At 41.7% G+C, this 21,966-nt stretch carries 22 protein-coding genes and 1 pseudogene; 13 read left to right on the plus strand and 10 right to left on the minus strand.

Annotated features, from left to right (window positions below):
- Nucleotides 1-92: 92 nt before the first annotated feature.
- A pseudogene (locus H5185_RS12535) lies at nt 93-488 on the plus strand (glycyl radical enzyme domain-containing protein); the annotation flags it as partial.
- A complete protein-coding gene (locus H5185_RS12540; protein WP_182742276.1) occupies nt 481-1,371 on the plus strand; it encodes a YjjW family glycine radical enzyme activase in 891 nt (296 codons plus the stop codon). The pseudogene H5185_RS12535 and the gene H5185_RS12540, both read left to right, overlap by 8 nt.
- A gap of 34 nt (nt 1,372-1,405) precedes the next feature.
- Here the strand turns inward: H5185_RS12540 and H5185_RS12545 are convergent, their stop codons facing one another.
- Nucleotides 1,406-2,329, minus strand: a complete 924-nt coding sequence (locus H5185_RS12545) for a LysR family transcriptional regulator (protein ID WP_182742277.1) — start codon at nt 2,327-2,329, stop codon at nt 1,406-1,408.
- A gap of 586 nt (nt 2,330-2,915) precedes the next feature.
- On the opposite strand from H5185_RS12545, the gene H5185_RS12550 reads away from it, so the two are divergent.
- From H5185_RS12550 to H5185_RS12565, 4 genes are all read left to right on the plus strand, one after another.
- Nucleotides 2,916-3,557, plus strand: a complete 642-nt coding sequence (locus tag H5185_RS12550) for a peroxiredoxin (RefSeq protein ID WP_124014904.1) — start codon at nt 2,916-2,918, stop codon at nt 3,555-3,557.
- A gap of 66 nt (nt 3,558-3,623) precedes the next feature.
- Nucleotides 3,624-4,493: an MBL fold metallo-hydrolase gene (locus tag H5185_RS12555; RefSeq protein ID WP_182742278.1), complete on the plus strand. Its 870-nt coding sequence runs from the start codon at nt 3,624-3,626 to the stop codon at nt 4,491-4,493.
- Between the two features lie 17 nt (nt 4,494-4,510).
- Nucleotides 4,511-5,260 (plus strand): sulfite exporter TauE/SafE family protein, encoded by a 750-nt coding sequence (locus H5185_RS12560; protein ID WP_182722960.1) that lies wholly within the window; start codon nt 4,511-4,513, stop codon nt 5,258-5,260.
- Between the two features lie 15 nt (nt 5,261-5,275).
- Complete coding sequence (locus tag H5185_RS12565) at nt 5,276-5,680, plus strand: rhodanese-like domain-containing protein (RefSeq protein ID WP_124014907.1); 405 nt, start codon at nt 5,276-5,278, stop codon at nt 5,678-5,680.
- Between the two features lie 111 nt (nt 5,681-5,791).
- Here H5185_RS12565 and H5185_RS12570 read toward each other — a convergent pair whose 3' ends face one another.
- From H5185_RS12570 to H5185_RS12580, 3 genes are all read right to left on the minus strand, one after another.
- Nucleotides 5,792-6,658: an MBL fold metallo-hydrolase gene (locus H5185_RS12570; RefSeq protein ID WP_182742279.1), complete on the minus strand. Its 867-nt coding sequence runs from the start codon at nt 6,656-6,658 to the stop codon at nt 5,792-5,794.
- Nucleotides 6,659-6,914: 256 nt separating this feature from the next.
- The gene (locus H5185_RS12575) at nt 6,915-7,559 is read right to left on the minus strand and encodes a DUF3365 domain-containing protein (protein WP_182742280.1); all 645 of its coding nucleotides are present in this window, start codon (nt 7,557-7,559) and stop codon (nt 6,915-6,917) included.
- Complete coding sequence (locus tag H5185_RS12580) at nt 7,537-8,844, minus strand: NAD(P)/FAD-dependent oxidoreductase (protein WP_182742281.1); 1,308 nt, start codon at nt 8,842-8,844, stop codon at nt 7,537-7,539. The genes H5185_RS12575 and H5185_RS12580 overlap by 23 nt, the downstream gene beginning before the upstream one ends.
- Before the next feature lie 256 nt (nt 8,845-9,100).
- Here H5185_RS12580 and H5185_RS12585 point away from each other — a divergent pair, with 256 nt between their 5' ends.
- Nucleotides 9,101-10,423, plus strand: a complete 1,323-nt coding sequence (locus H5185_RS12585) for a sigma-54-dependent Fis family transcriptional regulator (RefSeq protein WP_259395597.1) — start codon at nt 9,101-9,103, stop codon at nt 10,421-10,423.
- Between the two features lie 26 nt (nt 10,424-10,449).
- Here H5185_RS12585 and H5185_RS12590 read toward each other — a convergent pair whose 3' ends face one another.
- The 3 genes from H5185_RS12590 to H5185_RS12600 form a co-directional block, all read right to left on the minus strand.
- A complete protein-coding gene (locus H5185_RS12590) occupies nt 10,450-10,968 on the minus strand; it encodes a NifB/NifX family molybdenum-iron cluster-binding protein (protein WP_182742282.1) in 519 nt (172 codons plus the stop codon).
- Nucleotides 10,969-11,246: 278 nt separating this feature from the next.
- Complete coding sequence (locus H5185_RS12595; protein WP_182722964.1) at nt 11,247-12,503, minus strand: Y-family DNA polymerase; 1,257 nt, start codon at nt 12,501-12,503, stop codon at nt 11,247-11,249.
- A 6-nt stretch (nt 12,504-12,509) separates the two neighbouring features.
- Nucleotides 12,510-12,923: a LexA family transcriptional regulator gene (locus tag H5185_RS12600; protein WP_124014913.1), complete on the minus strand. Its 414-nt coding sequence runs from the start codon at nt 12,921-12,923 to the stop codon at nt 12,510-12,512.
- 302 nt (nt 12,924-13,225) lie between these two features.
- Here H5185_RS12600 and H5185_RS12605 point away from each other — a divergent pair, with 302 nt between their 5' ends.
- The 4 genes from H5185_RS12605 to H5185_RS12620 are packed head-to-tail and all read left to right on the plus strand — an operon-like array spanning nt 13,226 to nt 16,677.
- Complete coding sequence (locus tag H5185_RS12605; RefSeq protein WP_182722965.1) at nt 13,226-14,338, plus strand: ABC transporter permease; 1,113 nt, start codon at nt 13,226-13,228, stop codon at nt 14,336-14,338.
- Between the two features lie 2 nt (nt 14,339-14,340).
- Entirely contained in the window at nt 14,341-15,105 is a 765-nt protein-coding gene (locus tag H5185_RS12610) for an ABC transporter ATP-binding protein (RefSeq protein WP_124014915.1), read from the plus strand.
- Complete coding sequence (locus tag H5185_RS12615; protein ID WP_182742283.1) at nt 15,102-16,073, plus strand: MlaD family protein; 972 nt, start codon at nt 15,102-15,104, stop codon at nt 16,071-16,073. The genes H5185_RS12610 and H5185_RS12615 overlap by 4 nt, the downstream gene beginning before the upstream one ends.
- 19 nt (nt 16,074-16,092) lie before the next feature.
- The gene (locus tag H5185_RS12620; protein ID WP_182742284.1) at nt 16,093-16,677 is read left to right on the plus strand and encodes a membrane integrity-associated transporter subunit PqiC; all 585 of its coding nucleotides are present in this window, start codon (nt 16,093-16,095) and stop codon (nt 16,675-16,677) included.
- Nucleotides 16,678-16,851: 174 nt separating this feature from the next.
- Here H5185_RS12620 and H5185_RS12625 read toward each other — a convergent pair whose 3' ends face one another.
- On the minus strand, nt 16,852-17,535 hold the full coding sequence (locus H5185_RS12625; protein ID WP_182742285.1) for an RES family NAD+ phosphorylase: 684 nt from the start codon (nt 17,533-17,535) through the stop codon (nt 16,852-16,854).
- Nucleotides 17,519-17,908 carry an antitoxin Xre-like helix-turn-helix domain-containing protein gene (locus H5185_RS12630; protein ID WP_182697405.1) on the minus strand — a complete coding sequence of 130 codons (390 nt, stop codon included), beginning with the start codon at nt 17,906-17,908 and terminating at the stop codon, nt 17,519-17,521. Before H5185_RS12630 ends, H5185_RS12625 begins: the two co-directional genes overlap by 17 nt.
- 290 nt (nt 17,909-18,198) lie before the next feature.
- On the opposite strand from H5185_RS12630, the gene H5185_RS12635 reads away from it, so the two are divergent.
- Together H5185_RS12635 and H5185_RS12640 are read left to right on the plus strand one after the other, a co-directional pair.
- On the plus strand, nt 18,199-20,268 hold the full coding sequence (locus tag H5185_RS12635) for a M13 family metallopeptidase (protein ID WP_182742286.1): 2,070 nt from the start codon (nt 18,199-18,201) through the stop codon (nt 20,266-20,268).
- A gap of 552 nt (nt 20,269-20,820) precedes the next feature.
- Nucleotides 20,821-21,342 (plus strand): NADPH-dependent FMN reductase, encoded by a 522-nt coding sequence (locus H5185_RS12640; protein ID WP_124014921.1) that lies wholly within the window; start codon nt 20,821-20,823, stop codon nt 21,340-21,342.
- A gap of 416 nt (nt 21,343-21,758) precedes the next feature.
- Here H5185_RS12640 and H5185_RS12645 read toward each other — a convergent pair whose 3' ends face one another.
- Nucleotides 21,759-21,965 (minus strand): hypothetical protein, encoded by a 207-nt coding sequence (locus H5185_RS12645; protein WP_124014922.1) that lies wholly within the window; start codon nt 21,963-21,965, stop codon nt 21,759-21,761.
- Nucleotide 21,966 lies beyond the last annotated feature (1 nt).

The following is a 21,966-nucleotide window of genomic DNA, read 5'->3' on the forward strand; positions in this document are numbered from 1 at the left end:
CGCCCCTTATAACCATAGGTCACCGGAGTTGATGTCACCATGTTAGCCAATGCAGCTGAGATCCTTAGGCCTAATTCATTAGCTGCCTGGCTGTGACCATAGGCGTTACTGGATTGACTAATAGCACAGAACCCGATCCCATTAGTCATATTCAAGCGTTAGCGAAGCATCATCAATATTATACTGCGGGAATTAGCGATATTCTTAGCATAGATGAAACCGTAAAATCGAATCCACAAGCCATGTTCCAACTCTGTAAAGGCGCATTTAGCTTAGGTTTTAGGGAGTTTACCGCCAATGTCGCGAATAATGATTTAGTCCGCGTTACTGGTTACATGGTCAAACGATCTGACATTGAAACATTCAAACAACGTGGTTCTCGCAGCAATACTAGCGGTTTAGCTGCTGAGGCCGCCATGAATACCGGCATATTACAGCGCCAAGCCCGTGTTATTGCTCACGAACAAGCGCCTTTTGTTTATGAGTAAACCGGCTGTTGTAAGCCAAATATTGCCGTTTTCATGCGTCGATGGACCGGGCAGTAGATTGGTGATTTTTCTGCAAGGCTGCAATTATCAATGCAAAAATTGCCATAATCCACAAACGATAAGTTTGTGTAATGCATGTGGCGATTGTGTTGATCATTGCCCTGAGCAAGCATTGACGGTCATTGCGTCGCAAGATACAGATTTAAAATGTAAGCCACATATCGTGTGGCACAGCACTAAGTGCACTGAATGTGATACTTGCCTTAGGGTATGCCAAGCACAATCCTCGCCCAAAACGGTAACTTATACGCTTGAGCAAATCCTTGAGGTCATTAGTTGTCAGCGATATTTTATTAACGGTATTACGGTTAGCGGCGGCGAAGCGAGTTTGCAATTACCTTTTGTTATTACTCTGTTTAAGGCGATTAAATCATCTGAGCAACTAGCACACTTAACTTGCATGATCGACACCAATGGTAGTTTAAGTCGCACGGGATGGCATAAATTACTCCCCTATTTAGATGGTGCTATGGTTGATTTAAAAGCATGGCACCAAGCTACTCACTACTATATTACCGGGCGTGATAACAAAGCGGTGTTTAACTCAATTGAGTTACTTGCTCAGCACAATAAGCTGTATGAAGTTAGACTGTTACATATTCCTGAGGTTACAGATTATGATACCCAGATAGATGCCCTAGCGGCTTATTTAACTCAGCTACCAAGTGATACCCGAGTTAAACTAAATGCATTTCACCATCACGGAGTTGGTAAAATCGCTTCAACATGGAAGCAATGCACTCAGGCTGATATCGAAAAATTAGCCGCGCTGCTGAGCCAGCGAGGAGTGAATAATCTTGCCTTACCGGCGCTATATCTTTAATTCAATTAAGTCGATTTAATCTCGACATCCTATTTTAGCAATGACGACAGTGTAATATTTGCTCATATAACCATCGGTGTGCGGGATCATTCATGCTTTGTTTATGCCATACGAGGCTATAAGCGACTTTGCCATAATCTATAGGTAAAGCTTTAATGATCAGCCCTTGGGCTTGTTTGGCTGTGGCTCCCCAGTGGCGCGAGCAGGTAAACAGTAATTCACTGTGGTGACACATTAAGGCGGCACTGCCAAAGTCTGCTACTGAAATGGGGAGCGCGCGTTTTTTGGATTGCTGAGCCAGCAAAATATCGAAAAAGGGTGTGCTTAAGTCGGTATCGGTTATACCTATATGGCTGAATCGCAAATAGTCATCAAGGCTTATGTCTTGCTGCAAAGCCAAAGGATGTGATGCATTCATTAGACAAACCATCTCATCATTGATCAAGGTTTCCCAGACTAAATCGTCATCAATATCCGTCGGCTGACTTAGGTCGTGGGGTAAAATAATGAAATCTAACGAGCCCTTTATTAAGCCATCAAAACCAATATTGTCTTTACTGTAAATATCTAAATGGATGTTGGGTGCTAACTTAAGAATATGAGCGCTTATTTTTGCCGCCAGTAGTTCAAAGGTGCTTTCACGCATAGAGAGCGCAAAACGGCCCTGATAATCAGCAGGACTAAACACATCTTGGCTCATGATATGGTTCATATCATTGATCATCTGCTGCACACTAGGGCCCAGTCTTCGCGCAAAGGGGGTGGCGATTAGCGAATTACCATGTCGATAAAATAATTCATCATTAAGGCTGTTTCTTAACTGACTCAAGGTTTTACTTACCGATGATGGGCTTAAACATAAGCGTTCAGCACTGGCAGTGACACTGAGGGTATCAAGCATCACATGCAAAGTGATTAAGTGTTTCATGCTAATACGGGAAAGCTTTGCCAAATCCATTAGTGTCTTAACCCTTTATAAATATTGGATTTAATCACTAAAATATAAAGCTAAAGAGGATATGTGTATAGGCTCAAAAGTCATAATCAAGAGCCGCTTCACAGTGCTGACGAATAAAGAGTCTATTTAAGGCCGTTCAACGTCATTCTAGTTACTTATGAGTCTTGGCTTATTTCACATTAACCTTTGCTGATCCGTTAATTTCTTTTCTATTCAATATCCAACCACATTTCCCCCAGCACTTCACATGCCTACTAGGCTGCAGTGTTTCTGATCTCGTGGATTGGGTTCTGGGTTTATTACCATCAATAACAGACTTCTCTTCGCCATATTTGACACCATTATTGTCGCTAGCGTCATTTATGACAAAGCATAGCGAGACGATAGTCGCTATTAGATAACACCGATATCAAGCCTTATAAAGTTAACTGATTTAAAAATGATAATTTTCAATATCTTATAAATAATATTCCAATAAGATCTCGCACCAAGCTAACTTGGCCCACCAATTGCTATTACTAAGTATGTTTGTAATCTGTTTTACAGATTAGGCAGAATTTAAGTTAACCACTACTGGAGTAATAACATGACTGATTCTATTGTTTCTTTTCCACAATTAAACCGACCAGCACCTGCATTTAATACCAAGACGACTCATGGTATGCGTTCTCTCACTGACTATAAAGGCAAGTGGTTGGTGTTATTCTCGCATCCAGCAGATTTCACCCCTGTATGTACTACTGAGTTTATGGGATTTGCACAACACGCTGCAGAGTTTGCTGAGATTAATACCGAATTATTGGGTCTATCTATCGACAGTATTCACTCTCATATTGCTTGGGTACGTAATATTGAAGAAAACTTTGGTGTTGAAATTACCTTCCCTATTATCTCCGATTTATCAATGGAAGTGGCTAAAGCCTACGGCATGATCCAACCTGGCGCGAGTGATACCGCCGCTGTGCGTGCAACTTTCATTATCGATCCTGAAGGTATATTACGTGCCATGGTCTATTACCCAATGAGCAACGGCCGTTCTATTAGCGAATTTGTTCGTTTAGTCAAAGCATTGCAAACCAGCGACGCCAATGGCGTAGCGACTCCAGAAAACTGGCAGCCTGGTGATGACGTTATTGTCCCCCCACCAGCTACTACTGCTGAAGCCAAAGCCCGTTTAAGCCAAGGTTATGAATACACTGATTGGTATTTCAGCAAAAAATCGCTTTAATTTTGCCGGCACAGGGATCTAAGTTCCTGTGCATCTTTTACATAGGATTAATATAGGAACTTTATAATGAACTCTACTTTTAGTGTCCATGAGTTTTTAGATGATGACAGTGAAACGCTCACTTATGTCGTTGCCGATAATGCCACTTCATATGCCGTTATTATTGACCCTGTTTTAGATTTTGATTACAAGTCAGGTCGTACTGATACTCGAAGTGCCAAACGAGTTTTACATTGGATTGAACGTCAAAACTTGACGGTAAAATGGATATTAGAAACCCATGCCCATGCAGACCATTTATCTGCTGCCAGTTTTATATGTGACAAAGTCGGTGGCAAAATAGGCATTGGCGAGCATATCACCGAAGTTCAAGATACTTTTAAAAGCATATTTAATCTTGAGGCGAGTTTTTTGCCGAATGGCAGTCAATTTGATCGACTATTTAAACATGGTGATCGGCTACAAGTCGGTGATATGACCATACGCATTATGCATACTCCAGGGCATACACCTGCCGATTTAGCCTACATCATTAACGAACAAGCCGCTTTTGTAGGTGACACTATTTTTATGCCTGATGTGGGGACTGCGCGATGCGATTTCCCTGGTGGCGATGCCAATACCTTATATGACTCAATCCAGACATTATTCAGTTTGCCAGACTCGACCGACATTTATGTATGCCATGACTACCCTACTGAAGGCCGTGACCACCAATTTAAAACTCAAATCAGTCAACAAAAACAACACAATATTCATGTTAACGACACCATGTCAAAAGCCGATTTTGTTGATTTGCGACAAAAACGAGACGCCACGTTAGCCATGCCAAGGCTGATATTGCCATCGATTCAAGTCAACATTCGTGCAGGAAAAATGCCTGATGCTGAAGACAATGGCACAGTCTATTTAAAAATCCCGATTAACCTTCTTTAAACCTAAGAGTCATCAAAATGATACAAGCAATTATTGGCGCATTATTGATTGGTTTAGTGCTGAGTGTATTGGGCTCTGGAGGCTCAATTATTACGGTTCCAGTGTTGTTATATCTTATTGGTATGCAACCACAATTAGCCATAGCTTCATCATTATGTATCGTTGGTGTAATCAGTTTAATCAGCAGTATGCGTTTCATTAAGCATAAAAAGGTTTCTTGGCGTCATGTGTTCTTATTTGGTTTACCTGGCATGGCGGGGACTTACTTAGGTGCTTGGACAAGCACTTTTGTGACCAGTGACATTCAACTGACTGTGTTTGTCATTTTAATGCTTATGGGTGCCGTCATGATGTGGCGTAATCAATCAAGTCGATGTAAAGCAGGCACGCTGGATGTGACCAAAATTCTCTTACAAGGCTTAGGGGTCGGTGTTGTGACTGGTTTTGTTGGTGTTGGTGGCGGCTTTTTAATTGTGCCGGCTTTGGTGATCCTCGGTGGTATTGATATTGGACTCGCGATTGGCACCAGCTTACTGATTATTACCATGAATTCATTCGTTGGCTTTATAAAATACTACTCATTGCTTTCAGATAAAGGGCTTGAGTTTGACTGGTCAGTTATTGGGATCATGATTGCTGGCGGGTTTGTCGGCAGTATTGCAGGTCAATGGATAAGCCAATATTTACCTAAAGCAATATTACAGAAAATATTTGCCGTGTTTTTAGTCTTAATGGCGCTATTTATCCTAACTAAATCTATTATTTAATATCACGAGGTACACATGAAAACTGCTCAAGAATACATAAGTGAAATCAAAGCTAACATTATCGAAGTGAGTACCCATGATTTACTCACGGCAATGCTTAACCCTGATGTGGTTATTATCGATGTCCGTGAACACGAAGAATTTTTATTAGGCCATATCGAAGGTGCAGTGAATTTCCCTCGTGGTGTATTAGAGATGAAAATACACGAGCATCCTTTGGTCAGTCACCATTGCGAATGGGTTTTAGCATTAAATGAATTAGCAGAAAAAGAGATATTTCTGATTTGCCGTACTGGTGGTCGCTCCGCACTTGCTGCCGATTCATTACAAAATATGGGCTTTAAAAAACCACTATCTGTGGCAGGTGGTATGGTGCAATGGCAACAAGATGGATTTCCATTAGTGCCGTATAAGGTTTAAATCACAGTAAGCTAGATATGCTCTGGCTAATGGCAGATATCTTTCATTGCCATTAGCTGGAGGCCGTTTATTTGACCACTAATTGGTAAGATGATTATTTTCGTGATGTGATCACAATTGATTTAGCGGTATTTTAATATAATAGTTATCTTCACCTTCTATGGGTGAAATATTGCCTGCACGAATATTGATTTGGATTGCGGGTAGTAGCAAAGCTGGAGTATCAGCATTTATATGACGTTGTTGATGTAACTCAACAAACTCAGTAAGAGTGACTTTACCCCCTACAACGCGGTTATTCCTTTTTTGCGCAATAACCGATGTTTCTAATTGATTCTCCGCGTTTTTATCTGTGAACGGATAATGTCCTACAAATACACGGGTACAATTTGGCAATGCTAATATCCGTTGAATTGAATGGTATAAGGTGGTTGCACTGCTATCTGGGAATTCAGTACTCGCAGTCCCTAACTCAGGTATAGATAAGGTATCACCGACAAACACTGTGTCTTCAATAAGATAGCTAACACAAGCTGGTGTATGGCCCGGAGTGTGCATTACGTGAATATTTAAATGACCGAATTTAATCAATTCTTCATCGACAAACAGTTGGTCAAACTGCTCACCATTACACTGAAAGCTTTCATCAAGATTAAGTAATCGCTTAAACGTGTGCTGGACTTTGGTGATATTCTCGCTAATTCCCGTTATCCCTCCTCGATTTTTCTTGATATAGCATGCCGCTGAAATATGATCATCATGGGCATGCGTTTCTAAAATCCATTCAATTTCATATCCATGTTTATCGATATGCTCAATCAGCATATCGGCAAAATGGGTACTTATGGTTCCAGAGGCGATATCAAAGTCTAAAACAGGATCGATTATGGCGCTTTGACGCGTAGCAAGATCCGTCACCACATAAGTAATCGTATGGCTAACGTGATGATAAAAAGGATCGATGCGGATTTTGCTCATGACACATTACTCCCAACAAAATCCCTTGGGCATTTGTTAAATAAAACCTCATATGAATATCGGTCACATTCGCAACATCATTTATCGTTGACTGAGGAAGTTTGATTATTACAGTATAATGTTAAGTCAAATCATCATCTTTTACTGCGAATTATGTCGCAATAAATTGCGAACGAATAAACTCACTATGATTTAGGTTTTGCGTAATAAGACTTAACGTTTGTTAAGCCTTATTACGTCATTATTTACGTCTTTATTAGGGTTTGGCTGTCATCGGCGATACTGGATCACTGATGACTTTTTGCAATGAAAATGCACCTCTAATATCACCAAGGGCAAAGTTAATTGCTTTATCATCAGGATAGGTTGTATTAATTAATGCACTCAGTTCAGGGTTAATATTACTACCATGACAACCTAAGCATAACTCTTGAGTTGGAATGGCTTTCATATAACGAAACTCAGTATTATCGCCATTAACAATATACTCGCTGGCCACTATCGGTTTATCAACGGATTGCTGTCCTGAAGACTGAATGGCTTCAAACTTTTGTAATTGTGCTAACTCCCATGCATCTGGCGTATTGTCTGAATTACGCACCCGCAAACTGGTTCGAGCGAGCGTCCAGCCTTGTTTCGAATTCTGTGCAGTAATGGCAGGCGCTACCGACTTACACACAGACACAGCATTGGGCAATCCACCTTGCTTTATGGCTGCCTGTAACTGACCTTTTAATGTTTGGCTAAATTCGGCAATACGCTCATTAGCCTCTTGCTCAAGCATTTGTTGTTCGGTTAATGATGCTGCTTGGCTAACACTGGTCATACTCGCGAGTATTAGTAAAGCGGCTAATTTGCCAGATCCTGCCACGTGTTGATTACAATTCTTTGCTAATGTCATTATCATCATCCTCTGCTTCTAGGCGCGTGATCCCCATGAGTTTCAACGCATATTTTTCGTATAATGGTTCACTGCTACCAGTCTTCATTTTTCGTAGAAAGTATTTTTCAAAACCAATTTTGGCAAAATGTGCCCATTTCCCTTTTTTAAACCAAGAGACGTTACGCGGTGCTATTTGAGGCATTGCCACAAATACTGCACCTGTGTCACCCATATCAGCAATACAAATTGCATTCCAAGTGCCTTTACTTTTAGGCGGGCTGTTTTCAATAATAATGCTATGCAAATTGTGAGCGATTGCAGTCATCATCGACTCAATCATGTAACCTGTTTTTGGCATCCCGGTTGGGACTGGCGTTATTTCTGCTGGCGGGATTGCCACACAAACCCCACCCGCAAAAATATTACTAAATGTTGGTGAACGTTGATGTTCATCGGTAATAACAAAGCCTTTAGGGTTACATAGTCCTTCAACATTCGCGACAGCATCAATACCAGCAAATGGGGGGATTAACATTGAATGTTGAAATGGCAATGAGTGAGAAAAATCAACATTCCCCTTTCTATCAAGCTCTGAAATATGCATCACGCCCTCCTCTACAGAGTCAACCGTGGCATTGCATATCCATTTTATATCTCTTTGGCGTAACTCAGACTCGAGCATTGATTTTGAATCACCAACGCCACCTAAACCTAAATGCCCAACATAAGGCTCGCTAGTGACAAAATGAATTGGCACTTTGCTTCGAATGCCGGCATCACGTAACACCTTGTCTAAAATAAACACGTATTCATAAGCCGGCCCAAAGCAGCTTGCACCTTGAAATGCCCCCACGATCACAGGACCCGGATTAGCTAACAGTTTATCGACATCAACTTTGCACTCTACTGCATGTTCAAGTGTGCAAATAGATTGAGTAAAGTGTTCAGGGCCTGCTCCAGGTATAGTGTTAAATGCCAGTTTAGGACCGGTTGCGATAACCAAATAGTCATAGTCAATAATGTCTTCATCAACAGTTATGAGTTGATTTTTTTCAGTATCAATTTTAGTCACTCTGGCACATTTAAATTCTATTTTTTTATCTGCTAAGTGTTTTTCTATCTGGAACGTAATGGCTTTAGGTTCTCGCCACCCAACGGCAATCCAAGGATTAGAAGGGGTAAAACGAAATGTATCATGTTCGTTAACCATTAAAACTTGATGGTCCTTACCCAAAATCTCTTTTATTTCGTATGCGGCTGGCATGCCACCAGTACCGGCACCTATCACAACAATTTTAGCCATTGAATGTTCTCCCCATTTACAGTGTCTTTGAACTCAATACGGCCATCAGACATGTATATTAGAGCTATACAAAGCTTGTGCCAGATCACATCTTAAATTTTAGGCAATGAAATCAGCTACCTAAAACCAACCAATGTTTAGATAATGTAATTACAAGGTTACCAAGTGACAAATATGGCATTGACGTGACAATTATGACACCTATAATGACATATTAGAATTAACTGATGCATATATAGACAAGCGAGAGCAATAAATGGATAACACTACCGTAGTCCAATCGATGATAAACGCGATTGATAAACCGGCAATATTTATTACCCCAGACTATGTCATACATGCGGTCAATGAAGCCTATGCAGAAACATATGAGACCAAAGTGATATTGGGTCAAAGTAAGTGTCATCAGATTTCCCATCACAGTAACGAACCTTGTGACAAACACGGCGAAGATTGCCCTTTACAACAATGCCTGAGTACGACTAGAGCAGCCAATGCGATGCATATCCATAGCACGGCTCATGGCAAGTCATATTGCGATATTTTAATGAAACCGATTAAAGATAATGATGGCCAAATCTTAGGGTTCCTAGAGATTCTAGATGCTATTGATTATGCATCGATCGAATCTAAAAAAGGCACTATGGTCGGTCAATCCGCGCCGTTTAAGGAAATGCTCAATCGGATAAATCGCGCCTCTCAATCCAACATTGCAGTACTATTGCAAGGTGAAACAGGCGCTGGTAAAGAGCTGGTCGCCAAAGCTGTACATCAAGCCAGCAGTAGAAGTGATAAGCCATTTGTGGTGATTGAATGTACCGGACTGAGTGAGAATCTATTCGAAAGTGAATTATTTGGCTATGAAAAAGGTGCCTTTACCGGGGCGACCACCAGCAAAAAAGGTCTGATTGAAATCGCCCATGGTGGGACGGTGTTTTTTGATGAAATTGGCGACGTACCAATGAATATGCAAGTCAAGTTACTCAGATTACTTGAAACTCAATGCTATCGCGCCGTTGGGGGCTTAAAACAAAAACGTTCTGATTTTAGATTAGTTAGCGCCAGCCATAAAAATTTACTCGATTTAGTTGAAAAAGGAGAATTCAGACGTGATTTGTATTATCGCATTGCAGGATTTCCGATTTACTTACCCTCGTTACGTGAACGCCATGATGATATTCCAACGCTCGTTAATCACTTTATTAAATATTCTGAATACAAACATAAAAAGTTTTCAGCTAATGCGTTAACCTTACTCAGTCGTTATGCCTATCCAGGTAATATTCGTGAATTGAAAAACATTATTGAGCAATCAGCATTAATAGCCAACGAAGATATGATCCACAGCAGTGATTTACCTGAAATTGTTCAACCTAATCACCTGTCGACCGAAGAAAACAATTCCCTAAAAACGGCAACCACGATCATGTCATTAGATGACGTTGAGTATAGGTATCTTTTTCAGGTCTGTGAGCAATTTCAAGGGTCTCCTGCAGAATTAGCCATTAAGCTTAATATTAGTGTTCGTACTTTATATCGTAAATTACAGCGCTATGATTTAAAACTAACAGCGCTGTAAGCACATCACTTCGACCTGCGCATTCACTAATGTTGGTGCATGAGTGAGTGCTTTTTATTACAACAAGGTTTCATCATGGCGCTTTCTGCGCCTGCTTTAGTTTCACAGCAACGTTTCGCCTCAGGTCCACTGTGACAGCCCGCTTCTCCATCAGCATGATCGCAACAACCACTATTAGCTTGCTTAGCAATATGTTTCACTGACGTCCGCCCCTGACTTGCCTGGGTATATTGTTCACAGTCGGATAAAACAGCAGCCGCAAAATGCTGTAACTCTGTACGGCCGTTTTTTGTATGAAATACACTCAAATTCTGGTTTAGTAGCTTAGACAATAACTGCTGGCCAATATTACGTATGATCACCCGATTCGCGCCTTGTGCCAGTATCAAACTGACTAATTGCTGCTTGCCCTCACATCCATCGAGTAAAGCTGGGTTGGTAAAACGTCCGACGACTTGAGCTTGGTCATTAATAAACAGTACCTCATCGGCTTTGCTAAAATGGTTGGAAATATTTTCCGCTTTCATGGGTATGGCTGTAATCATGGGGGCTGTCCTCACTGTACAATATTCAATTTTATCATCGAGATACCATTTAGTTTAAACGGCATAAATGGTTATGGTTGATGACATTAATGCTTGCCATTATCGATTAACAGTAATTGGCATATGCTATATATACGCCGATTAATGGCATATGCCAATTAGCATTGATATTTTGTGACCAGTGCCACGCTTAGCTCAATATCAATACCAATAATCGAATCAGTGATTTCTATTTTATTTGCTCAATGACAATCTTAATGATGGAACCCATAAAAATATTAACATTTAATCTTGGGTAAGCATTTCCATTGAGTTGAATATTGAGGAGTAAGCAAATCACGACGCATTGCCCACTTTTGTTGTATTCCTTGTGCAGCAAGAAACACAGTATCGCGGCCATAACGTTGGTTGATGCTATCAAGGGTGTGCATGAGGGCATAATCGACCTTAGCAGGATTAAATAAATCAAATTGAAAATATTTCTCGCTGGCTAAATCAACAAGGCCTACGCCAATTTTGTAATACCGCACACCGACGCGAAACAACCTTGGTGCAGCTTGTCTAAGCGCTTTGGTGAGTTCAACAGAGCAATGTGTCGGGCAAGGGAAATGGACAATGACCTTATCACTCACGGGCCGTTCGTCATGGGGGGAATTACTGGCAAACAGCAACATGGTTTTGCAATACGAGCCTTGCTGACGCGCTTTAAGCGCCGCGATAGCGATATGTTTGCTCAATGCCTGTAATAGCAATTCATAGTCAGTGATGCGCTCACCAACACTACGAGTCGAGAAAATTTGTTTTTTATCTGCCCTTGCCTCATCCCATTGTTTACAGACTTGACCATTCAGTTCACGAACGGTTCGCTCTATTTCAATACTAAATTGTTTTCTCGCAAGGCTCGGTGGCATACAGGCAAGATCATATGCGCTGCGAATATTCATTACTTCAAGTTTTTTACTTATGCGCCTACCAATGCCCCATACATCACCGACCGCAAGCTGACGCAAAATGTCAGTGCGTTGCTGCAATGTCTCAATTACGCAAACACCTTGGTATCCTGGAATTTTTTTAGCGGCATGATTGGCTATCTTGGCTAAGGTCAAGGTGTCGCCCATACCGACACAGACGGGTAAACGCGCTTCTTTCCAAACCGTACGACGGATTAACTGACCATGGGTATGCAGACATTTAATCGCGGGGTAACTGTGTTTAAACGACAGGAAACATTCATCGATGGAGTACACATGCTGATCGGGCGCAAAGCGGCCTATTATCGCCATCATTTTTGCTGATAAATCGGCATAGAGCTCATAGTTAGATGAACACACAATCACATTACGCTCGGCACATAGCGCTTTAACTTGAAAATAGGGTAGAAATTTTTGTATGCCCGCTTCTTTTGCTTGTCGATTAGCAGCCACAATACAACCGTCGTTATTGCTCAGTACAATGATTGGCTTACCACGCCAATCAGGGCGAAATACCTGTTCAGCACTGCAATAAAAAGCATTGGCATCAACTAAGGCAAACATTGTTGCTTACCCTTGGTGGCTAACAAACATGGGGCTTTGGCGATGACAACGAATTGAGCGGATCACCACACCTTCAATACTAAAGTCATCATAATCGCAAATAGTTACTGGTAAATGTTGCTCATGAGATGACACTAGCATTCGCCGTTGCAGATCGAGAATTTTACACACAAATTCACCATTAAAATTAGCCACAATCACATCGCCACTTTTAGCCGTTTCATGACGATCGACAATCAGTAAGTCGCCATCGAATATCCCAACACCTTGCATTGACTCCCCTTGGGCTAAGCCGATAAAAGTCGAACTTGGATGTTGCACTAACATCTCATCAAGACTGAGGCCTAATTGAAGATACTCAGCAGCAGGGCTTTCAAAACCGGTAATGCCAGCACTGGCGACAATGGGAATAAAGCGCATACGCTAACCTCGTACATTTATACCGAATACTGTATAAAAACACAGTACCATTATAGGGTACATAGTAGCGCTAAATTTTGTCTGTGCAAGTTTATTTATGTTAAATCGCGATATGCAGGCGGCATATTTAGCCATTGAAGGTTGTTATTAGCCAGCTAGATAGCGTTATCAGTTTAATAGTTAATGAGTTTATTTGTTCAAGGTCAAAATACAATCTGAGCGATTGGTCTACACTTGTGATCAGTACAACAATGAACTTGATGCAAATATACACTTGATTGCTACTTTTTTTGGGGTCTAGTATGACACTCGCCACATTTGATATCGACATGCACGATGACAACTGCGACCTGAGTCTTGCAGGTGATTGGCAATTAGGCCAAGCACCACTAGGTGCCGATATTTGTGCCGCCCTTCCCGCAACTTGCCATACTGTCAGATTAGTGACGACTGAATTATCTCAGTGGGATTCAAGCCTTGCCATTGCCTTATTACAATTATCCCGCTGGTGTGAACAACAAAAAATAGCCCTCAATATTCAAGATACCCCACAAGGATTACAACAATTACTGCAGCTAGCTACCGATGTGCCTGTGTATCAAACGGCGAATGATGGTGTCATTGGTGGCATGTGGGTAACGCTTCGTAAAGGCATGATTGTACAAGGCTTACAGGTGCACGATGGCTTAGTATTTGTCGGGGAAAGCACGTTGGCATTAGGGCGTTGGTTAAGAGGTAAAGCCAGTACTCGGCGGAGTGATATCGTATTTTTTATTGAACAAGCAGGGCCTAAAGGACTGGCGATTGTCACTTTGATTAGTCTGCTAGTGGGAATGATTTTAGCCTATTTAGGTTCAGTGCAGCTGCGTCAGTTAGGTGCTCAGGTGTATGTCGCTAACCTAGTGGCGATTGGAATGGTACGCGAAATGGGCGCCCTGATGACAGGCGTCATTATGGCTGGCAGAACGGGAGCCGCGTATGCCGCTCAATTAGGCACCATGCAGGTCAATGAAGAGATTGATGCGCTGCGAGTCATGGGTATTTCCACCATGGAGTTTCTGGTGTTACCTCGCTTGTTGGCATTGATTTTCATTATGCCGTTAATGTGCATTTACTCTGACGTGATTGGCATGATCGGCGGTGCAGTAGTTGCCAATGGCATGGGCGTGAGTTACACCCAATATATTTTACAAACTCAGGTTGCCATTGATTGGGTAGACATATCCACCGGGTTGATAAAAAGCCTTATTTTTGGTTTTTTGATTGCGATTGCAGGTTGTCAGGCCGGGCTTAAATGCGGGCGAGATTCTAATGCCGTTGGTTTAGCCACGACCAGTGCTGTAGTTAAAGCCATTGTGTTTCTGGTGGTTTCCGATGCCGCGCTCAATATCTTATACGATAAGTTAGGGATCTAATTATGGTGGATGATGCCTTCATCAGTGTACGCAATCTTAGTGTCGGTTATGGTACGACCGAGGTACAAAAACAACTGAACTTCGAGATTAACAAAAATGATATCTTTTTTGTCATTGGCGGAAGCGGTTGCGGCAAAACAACCTTACTTAAATCAATGGTAGGATTGTTAACCCCACTTAAGGGAGAAGTACTTTATCAAGGTAAAAACTTTTATGACGCTGATGAACCAGCGCAAGTGGCCATGCTCAAAGACTGGGGGATCACGTTTCAAACTGGCGCGTTGTTTTCCAGTATGTCGCTTGCCGAAAATGTGGCTTTACCGCTACAACTGTATACCGACCTTTCGGAGCGGCAAATAGCAGAGGCTGTGGCATATAAGCTTGCTTTAGTCGGCTTAGCTGGATTTGAAAAATTTTACCCTGCCGAATTAAGTGGCGGTATGCATAAGCGTGCAGGCTTGGCACGCGCGATTGCACTGGATCCACAATTGTTATTTTTTGATGAGCCTTCAGCAGGCTTAGATCCCATTAGCTCTATGCGCTTAGATCACCTAATTGTGCAAATTTGCCAAGCACTGGACTCGACCGTGATTATCGTATCGCACGAGCTACCCAGTATATTGTCAATCGGCACCCGCTGTGTGTTTCTCGATAATCAAACCAATACCATGCTTGATTGTGGCGATCCGAGAGAATTAAAACTTAACAGTAGCCAAGCTCGAGTGCGACAATTTCTCAATCGTGCTGATAAAGTGGAGGCATCATGAGTAAAAGCCAGCGACTTCCTCTTGCGATTGGGGCCTTTATCTTTGGCGCGATTATTTTAGTGTTTATTGCCCTGCTATTTTTTTCCGGTGGGCGAATATTTGCCGAAAAAGCGCCTGTGGTCATGTATTTCAATAACTCAGTACAAGGGCTTCAAGTCGGTGCGCCAGTGAAGTTAAAAGGCGTAGTCATTGGTGAAATAAGCGATATTAGCATTGATTTCCCCAACGACAGTAGCCAAGGTGTCACGGCCTCAGTTCACGCCGATTTACTGTTGAAACGCATCAATCTTAAAGGCATACAAGTGGGAGAAGAGTTTTTCTCCCATGCGATAGAGAATGGCTTACGTGCTCAGCTGAATTATCTGAGTTTATTAACCGGACAACTCTATGTTGAGTTAGATTTTTATCCCAACACATCCGCACATTTCCATGATGACAAAGATTCATTATTGGAGCTACCAACCATAGCGACTGATTTCGAATCCTTGTTTAAAGATCTGCAATCATTGAACTTGAAAAACGTCATCACCAATGTGGATAAATTGGCTCAGCAACTTAGCGACATTGCCGCCAGTGGCAAAATACAGCAAGCGCTGGATAATTTTGATCGCGCTGCAACAGCCGTTAGAAACACCGCTGCGCATATCGATACAACTCAGGCGACATTAGGCACCAAGAGTGCCGAAGTACTGGCTAAACTAGATAGTTTACTGATGCAGTTGAATAAAGATGAACCGCAAATGGTTGAGTCTCTCAACCTCAGTTTAGCGGCACTGCACAAAACATTAGTCAGTATTGATCAGTTGGCGAATCAAGCAGGTAATTCTTTAGATCAAAACTCCCCACTCGTGATTGAATTAACCAATACATTGGCAGAGATTAGCCGCACAGCTCGGGCGTTACGTAGTTTAAGTGAAACCTTAGATGAGCAACCCGAGGCGATTATACGTGGTAAGCAAGGAGAATAATGTTATGAGGCTATCTTGGATGAGATCACTATATTGGAGTGTGAGTTTATTGGCACTTAGTCTGATCAACGGCTGCCAAAGCTCACCGCCAAAACAGTACTTTGTGTTAACCGCACCGTCCTTGCAGATAGGGCCCGGCAGTACATCACTCGAATACGATATTGGCATTGGCCCTATTGAAATACCCGAGTACCTAAACTTTACTCAAATGGTATATCCGCTTGAAGATGGCAGCCTACAAAGAATGGCCAACAGCTACTGGGCTGAGCCATTAGATCAAGGTATCGGCCGTGTTGTGAGTATTAATCTCAACCAAAGCGATCATAGTCGTAAGTTAGTGTTATTCCCCTGGGGAGCAGAAAATAGCCCGCAGTACAGTGTCAAAATAAAGCTTATGAGCTTAAGCAGAGACAGTAACAATGTCAGACTAAATGTTTATTGGGATCTTATCGATAACCAAGTAAACCGACATATCACCCAGCAACACTTCACTGCTGTCACCAAAGCAGGAGCAACGGCGCCAGACATGGTTAGTGCATACAGCCATTTATTGGCTCAGTTATCTGAGCAAATCGATAAGTCACTGCAACAACTGCCAGATTAACCGGAAAGTTTAAGCATAAGAGATAATGCAATTTATAGAATAGTGAAGTTGATTCTAGATAGCGGCTTGAGCGCCTAACGTGTAAAAGATTTAGGTATTGAACGAGTTGTAGAATTAGATGTTCCCCATTTTACATTTGTTTATCTGAAAATGAGAACAGTTAAAAGGCTGCGGCTACTTAATCAAATTGACTTCTAATATGTGCTCAATCTTTTGCTTTTTACTACTCCAGATGTATTTGTAATGCCCACCTTGCTGTGGGATTGTGACGGCTTTAGGTTTGAATGCCGCAATACATTCACCACCACAGTCTCTTACACTACGATATACCAAACCGTTACTGTCACGGGCACGCAACGCTTTAGCAAATTGCTGTGCTATCGCGTAGTCATCTGTGTGTAAGTCATCAAATTCTTGGGATCTAATATCATGCAGTGCCAACGCGACTTGATTAATATAGCAACGCATAGTGAGTTCGGTATCGGGCTCATTAGTCGCGCGTAAAAACACTTCTCGGTGGTAAATGGTTTCAGAAAAGGCGGTATGTAACGTTTTAGCCGCATAATACACTCCAAATTGACAACCATCGGTAAAGCGTGATGGCGTACCAATATGGGTAAATGCCGCCATTATTGGCGAGGTTCCAATACCAGAAATACGTTGTTCTACTGGCACCAGGGCCAACTCGCCTGCTTCTTCACGTAAGCGGTCGTTGGTGAGTGATTCAATAGCAAAGACTATCTCAAGCTCATCAGGGTTGGCGACCTGTTCAAATAAGTCGATAGGCGGAAAATGGCTGGGCACTAATCTGTACAGCTTATCCGCGTTAGGCTCAATGGTATTAACCTCGTTGTGCATCAAGGTATCTCCGCATATCACTCAAATTTATCATGCTACCTTTTAGCATATACTCCAAAGCTGTTTGATTATTAAAGGCTTGATTGACTTTTTGCGGCCAAGCATCGGCTTGATCTCTTGTCGGAAATAAACTCCCAAGGGCTTTATAAATGCCTAAAACGTATGAAATACGCTCCAAGGTATCTGGCGACAATGACGACACTTTACCTTTTTTCCAATTATAAAATGTCGACTCGGCCGGCCTACCTAACAGCACAATTTGATCTTTTGCTCTTACATGCCAAGCATCCATGATATTAAAAAACACCTTCAGCGCGACTTGGGCAGTTTTTTCAGGATTTTGCTGTAACACAGCTTGCTCAATTGCAGACATATCCAGCCCCCTCAGAGATTTATACAGCGATATAAAACGAATCATTACCACAACCAATAATACTCCACACATGGGGTTTATTCAAATTATACTATTTTTACGGTGTAAAATCATCGCGAGATAAGTGGCAAAAAGCATAGTTAACAAGGAAGATTCATCGCTGAAATGTCTTATTAATAACCTAGTTGCTAAAATTTGCTAACAATTCAAATGTTGACATTTTGTGTCATTCTTTCAAGATGACGAAGCAAATAACTCTGTCAACACATTGGCTAAGGAATACGATAACAATGAATAGATCCTTAATTGCGATTGGATTAACCACTGCACTATTAGCAGGTTGTGGTGTATCTGATACAACAAATACTCAGGTTGCAGCCGTCACTTCGCCTGCTCCCGCTAAAGCTGAATTAGGTACTTTTGGTATTGACTTAACAGCGCGTAATGAAGCGGTTAAACCTGGCGATGACTTCTTTATGTATGCCAGTGGTCATTGGTACGACAACTTTGTCATGCCAGCAGACAAAACCCGTTACGGCGCATTTAATGCCTTAGCTGAGCGCAGTGAAGATCAAGTCAAAGCAATTATTGATGATATTGCTGGCCGCAGTGATTTAAATGCAGAAGAACAATTAATTGCTGATTTTTATCATGCCTATATGGATACAGAAACCATTAATAAGTTGGGTATCACACCAATTAAAGGCACCTTAGATCAAATAGCGGCAATCAACTCGACTCAAGACTTAACAAAAATATTCGGCGAAGCCTGGCTTACAGGTACATCATCACCTATTTGGGGTGGAATGTGGTTTAACCGTTTAGACCCTAATCAATATGAAATGACCATTGGCGCTGGTGGCTTGGGTTTACCAGACCGTTCATATTACCTAGAAGAAAGCGATCGCTTTGTGAATATTCGTAAAGCTTATGTTGAGCATATCGCTGCAATGCTGGCTTTTGCGGGGATAAAAGACGGTGAAAAACGTGCCGCGGCGATTCTTGCACTTGAAACTAAAATAGCACAAGCACAATGGCCTAGAGAGAAACGTCGTAATCGCGATTTAACCTTAAACCAACTTAAGCGCGCAGATCTTGCTCAGCAATATCCTGGATTTGACTGGGATTTATATTTTGCACAAACAGGCTATCAAGTCCCTCAACTCAATATATCTGAACCTGAACCGGTTAAGGCTATCATTGACTTGATAAATCAACAGCCATTAAATGTATGGCAGGACTATCTGACCTACCACACGGTCAGTAATAATGCCGGATTATTATCAGAAGATATTTTCAATACTAACTTTGCTTTTTATGGCAAAGAGTTAACAGGCCAAGAACAACCTCGTCCACGTTGGAAACGCGCGGTGGAAGAAATGTCAGGCACTCAATCATTGGGCTTTGCAATCGGTAAAGTGTATGTGTCACGTTACTTTCCTGAGTCGTCTAAGCAACAAATGGCCGAATTAGTTGAAAACTTACGCACAGCACTTGGACAGCGTATTGATGGTTTAGAGTGGATGGGCGATGAAACTAAAGTGAATGCCCATGCTAAATTAGCGGCATTTAACCCTAAAATTGGTTATCCAGAATCATGGCAAGAATTTGATGGTTTAACCCTGACTAAAAATGATTTAGTCGGTGATATTAAAAATCTGCGCAAATACTTCCAAGCCGACAGCGTAGCTCAGGAACTGGAAAAAACCGATCGTAATCGTTGGGGCATGACCCCGCAAACAGTCAATGCCTATTACAACAGCTCGTTTAATGAGATTGTGTTCCCTGCGGCTATATTACAACCGCCATTTTTTGATCCAAACGCAGATCCCGCGGTGAACTATGGCAGTATCGGTGCGGTCATTGGTCACGAAATGGGTCATGGATTTGATGATCAAGGCTCTAAATCAGACGCTAATGGTATTCAGCGTAATTGGTGGACCGACAAAGATCGTGCCGCCTTTGATGCTAAAGCCGATAAACTGGCTGAGCAGTACAGTAAATATGAGCCTATTCCAGAAAACTTTGTCAACGGACGTAACAGTTTAGGTGAAAACATCGGCGACGTTGGTGGCTTATCAATGGCGTACCACGCTTATAAGTTGAGCTTAAAAGGTAAAGAAGCACCGGTTATTGATGGCGTTACTGGCGATCAACGCTTCTTTTTAGCTTGGGCTCAAGTGTGGAAAGAAAAACGCACCGAGCAAAGCATGTTAAGCCAACTTCGTGCTGGCACTCATGCACCAGGTCGTTACCGCGCCCTCGCCCCACGTAACCACGATGCTTGGTACAAAGCCTTTGATGTTAAACCCGGTGACGAGTTGTACTTACCTGAAGAGCAACGCGTACGTATTTGGTAATTTAAGTAAAGACCTGCAATAAGTTGTCTTAGTTACAACACGCATCCGTCACAATGTAAAAATGCCAGTCAGTTAACTGACTGGCATTTTTTATCACTATCGGCACAAATGCTTGAACAAATATCAGCAACCTGATGACTCACCTCAGAAACGAATGAAATGGATAATAGTGAAGTTTCAACTGTAGATAATAAATTATTTAAAGATTGATCGATGACGGAATAACGTTTGAATATTTTTACGGCCTAGACATATTGGTTCATCGTCGCTGGCAATACAGTGTGAGCACTTTATAACTCGTTTAGGGATAGAAGTGTGTTAGTAATTTTATAAGTCAGAATGATTTCGAATAACCTTTAATATGAAAAAGTAATTGAATTAACTAAAAATAGTGGCTAACTTCATTTGACCACTACACATCGCCAAGCTGGGATACAGTGACTTTTACTTACTAGTGGCGGTGTTACTTTAGTCCTCACGCTGATAGGGCGCCACTCTTAAAAAGCAATCTATACTGCACACTTGAAATAATATTGATCACAGGGAATTAAAATGAAAGTACTGACCTTCGGCACAAGCAATAGCAAAAACTCTATTAACAAAAAATTGGCTTTTTATGCCGCACAGCAAATCAACAACGCAGATATATCGTTAATCGACATTCATGACTTTGAAATGCCCATATACAGCGTAGACAGAGAAACTGAATTTGGTATTCCGCAATTAGCACACGATTTTTATAACGCGATTGGCGCAGCAGATACTATCGTGATGTCATTCGCTGAATACAATGGCTCATATACATCAGCCTATAAAAACCTGTTCGATTGGACATCTCGAATAGACATGAAAGTCTTTCAAAATAAACCGATTCTTATGCTGTCCACCTCGCCAGGTCCTGGAGGAGCGCAAAGTGTCTTAGCCGCAGCGCAAGCATCAGCGCCCTACTTTGCAGCAACAGTAATAGCCGCTATATCATTACCAAGCTTTTTTGATAATTTTGACTTAGAGGAAGGCGTCGTTACTGATAAGACATTCAATCAAAGTTTGCTTGCTGCAATCAGTAAATTCTAAGATTTTCTTTTTGAAGGATATTTTCCCTATTAGGTAACTAACAATACAACAAGAGTCAGAATGCTTGAGCATATTATGCAAAAAGAAAGCATTGATGAAATTATGTTTAAGGATTCTGACTAGGAGTACAACAAAGCTGACTTCACCGATTTTGACCATGGCCTTTCACGTATATCTATATATTCCAAGGCATACAAGCGGCCATGGACGGCGTAAAGCGTCCCGAAACAGTATCTGCACATAAGCCCACTGCAGGTGATTGACTGTAATGAGGGTACAATCTTAAAGCCCATTCAACCAAACATAAAAAATGCTAAACCTTTATTTCAGAGCCACTTTCTTTGGAGCATAAAAAGCCACTAGTGTAGCAATGGTCAGATTTAACTCTGATGCTAAATCGTGGCATATACTCACGACTAAAGCCGGATAAAGTAGGGTATCGCAACTAAAACAACGCCTATAATCAGTAAGCTAGTGACACTGGCAACAAAATAAGGAAACACAATTAACGCGATGCCAATACACAAAGGGACAATCGCACGTTGGCGTTTACCAAAAACAAAATAACCCATACCAATAGCGCCAAATAGAACACTCCACATGATCATTGATGCACTTCCCATC

The sequence above is a fragment of the Shewanella sp. SG44-6 genome, from assembly GCF_014164185.1.
Classification (GTDB): Bacteria; Pseudomonadota; Gammaproteobacteria; order Enterobacterales; family Shewanellaceae; genus Shewanella; species Shewanella vesiculosa.

Bases quoted from the DNA above. Each gene is read 5' to 3' on its own strand.
- H5185_RS12600 (WP_124014913.1), bottom strand. From the start codon at position 12,923: ATGCGCTTTATTCCCATTGTCGCCAGTGCTGGCATTACCGGTTTTGAA.
- H5185_RS12595 (WP_182722964.1), bottom strand. From the start codon at position 12,503: ATGTTTGCCTTAGTTGATGCCAATGCTTTTTATTGCAGTGCTGAACAG.
- H5185_RS12550 (WP_124014904.1), top strand. From the start codon at position 2,916: ATGACTGATTCTATTGTTTCTTTTCCACAATTAAACCGACCAGCACCT.
- H5185_RS12625 (WP_182742285.1), bottom strand. From the start codon at position 17,535: ATGCACAACGAGGTTAATACCATTGAGCCTAACGCGGATAAGCTGTAC.
- H5185_RS12545 (WP_182742277.1), bottom strand. From the start codon at position 2,329: ATGGATTTGGCAAAGCTTTCCCGTATTAGCATGAAACACTTAATCACT.
- H5185_RS12635 (WP_182742286.1), top strand. From the start codon at position 18,199: ATGAATAGATCCTTAATTGCGATTGGATTAACCACTGCACTATTAGCA.
- H5185_RS12575 (WP_182742280.1), bottom strand. From the start codon at position 7,559: ATGACATTAGCAAAGAATTGTAATCAACACGTGGCAGGATCTGGCAAA.
- H5185_RS12540 (WP_182742276.1), top strand. From the start codon at position 481: ATGAGTAAACCGGCTGTTGTAAGCCAAATATTGCCGTTTTCATGCGTC.
- H5185_RS12640 (WP_124014921.1), top strand. From the start codon at position 20,821: ATGAAAGTACTGACCTTCGGCACAAGCAATAGCAAAAACTCTATTAAC.
- H5185_RS12630 (WP_182697405.1), bottom strand. From the start codon at position 17,908: ATGTCTGCAATTGAGCAAGCTGTGTTACAGCAAAATCCTGAAAAAACT.
- H5185_RS12620 (WP_182742284.1), top strand. From the start codon at position 16,093: ATGAGATCACTATATTGGAGTGTGAGTTTATTGGCACTTAGTCTGATC.
- H5185_RS12610 (WP_124014915.1), top strand. From the start codon at position 14,341: ATGGTGGATGATGCCTTCATCAGTGTACGCAATCTTAGTGTCGGTTAT.
- H5185_RS12555 (WP_182742278.1), top strand. From the start codon at position 3,624: ATGAACTCTACTTTTAGTGTCCATGAGTTTTTAGATGATGACAGTGAA.
- H5185_RS12565 (WP_124014907.1), top strand. From the start codon at position 5,276: ATGAAAACTGCTCAAGAATACATAAGTGAAATCAAAGCTAACATTATC.
- H5185_RS12605 (WP_182722965.1), top strand. From the start codon at position 13,226: ATGACACTCGCCACATTTGATATCGACATGCACGATGACAACTGCGAC.
- H5185_RS12585 (WP_259395597.1), top strand. From the start codon at position 9,101: ATGGATAACACTACCGTAGTCCAATCGATGATAAACGCGATTGATAAA.
- H5185_RS12645 (WP_124014922.1), bottom strand. From the start codon at position 21,965: ATGGGAAGTGCATCAATGATCATGTGGAGTGTTCTATTTGGCGCTATT.
- H5185_RS12570 (WP_182742279.1), bottom strand. From the start codon at position 6,658: ATGAGCAAAATCCGCATCGATCCTTTTTATCATCACGTTAGCCATACG.
- H5185_RS12590 (WP_182742282.1), bottom strand. From the start codon at position 10,968: ATGATTACAGCCATACCCATGAAAGCGGAAAATATTTCCAACCATTTT.
- H5185_RS12615 (WP_182742283.1), top strand. From the start codon at position 15,102: ATGAGTAAAAGCCAGCGACTTCCTCTTGCGATTGGGGCCTTTATCTTT.
- H5185_RS12560 (WP_182722960.1), top strand. From the start codon at position 4,511: ATGATACAAGCAATTATTGGCGCATTATTGATTGGTTTAGTGCTGAGT.
- H5185_RS12580 (WP_182742281.1), bottom strand. From the start codon at position 8,844: ATGGCTAAAATTGTTGTGATAGGTGCCGGTACTGGTGGCATGCCAGCC.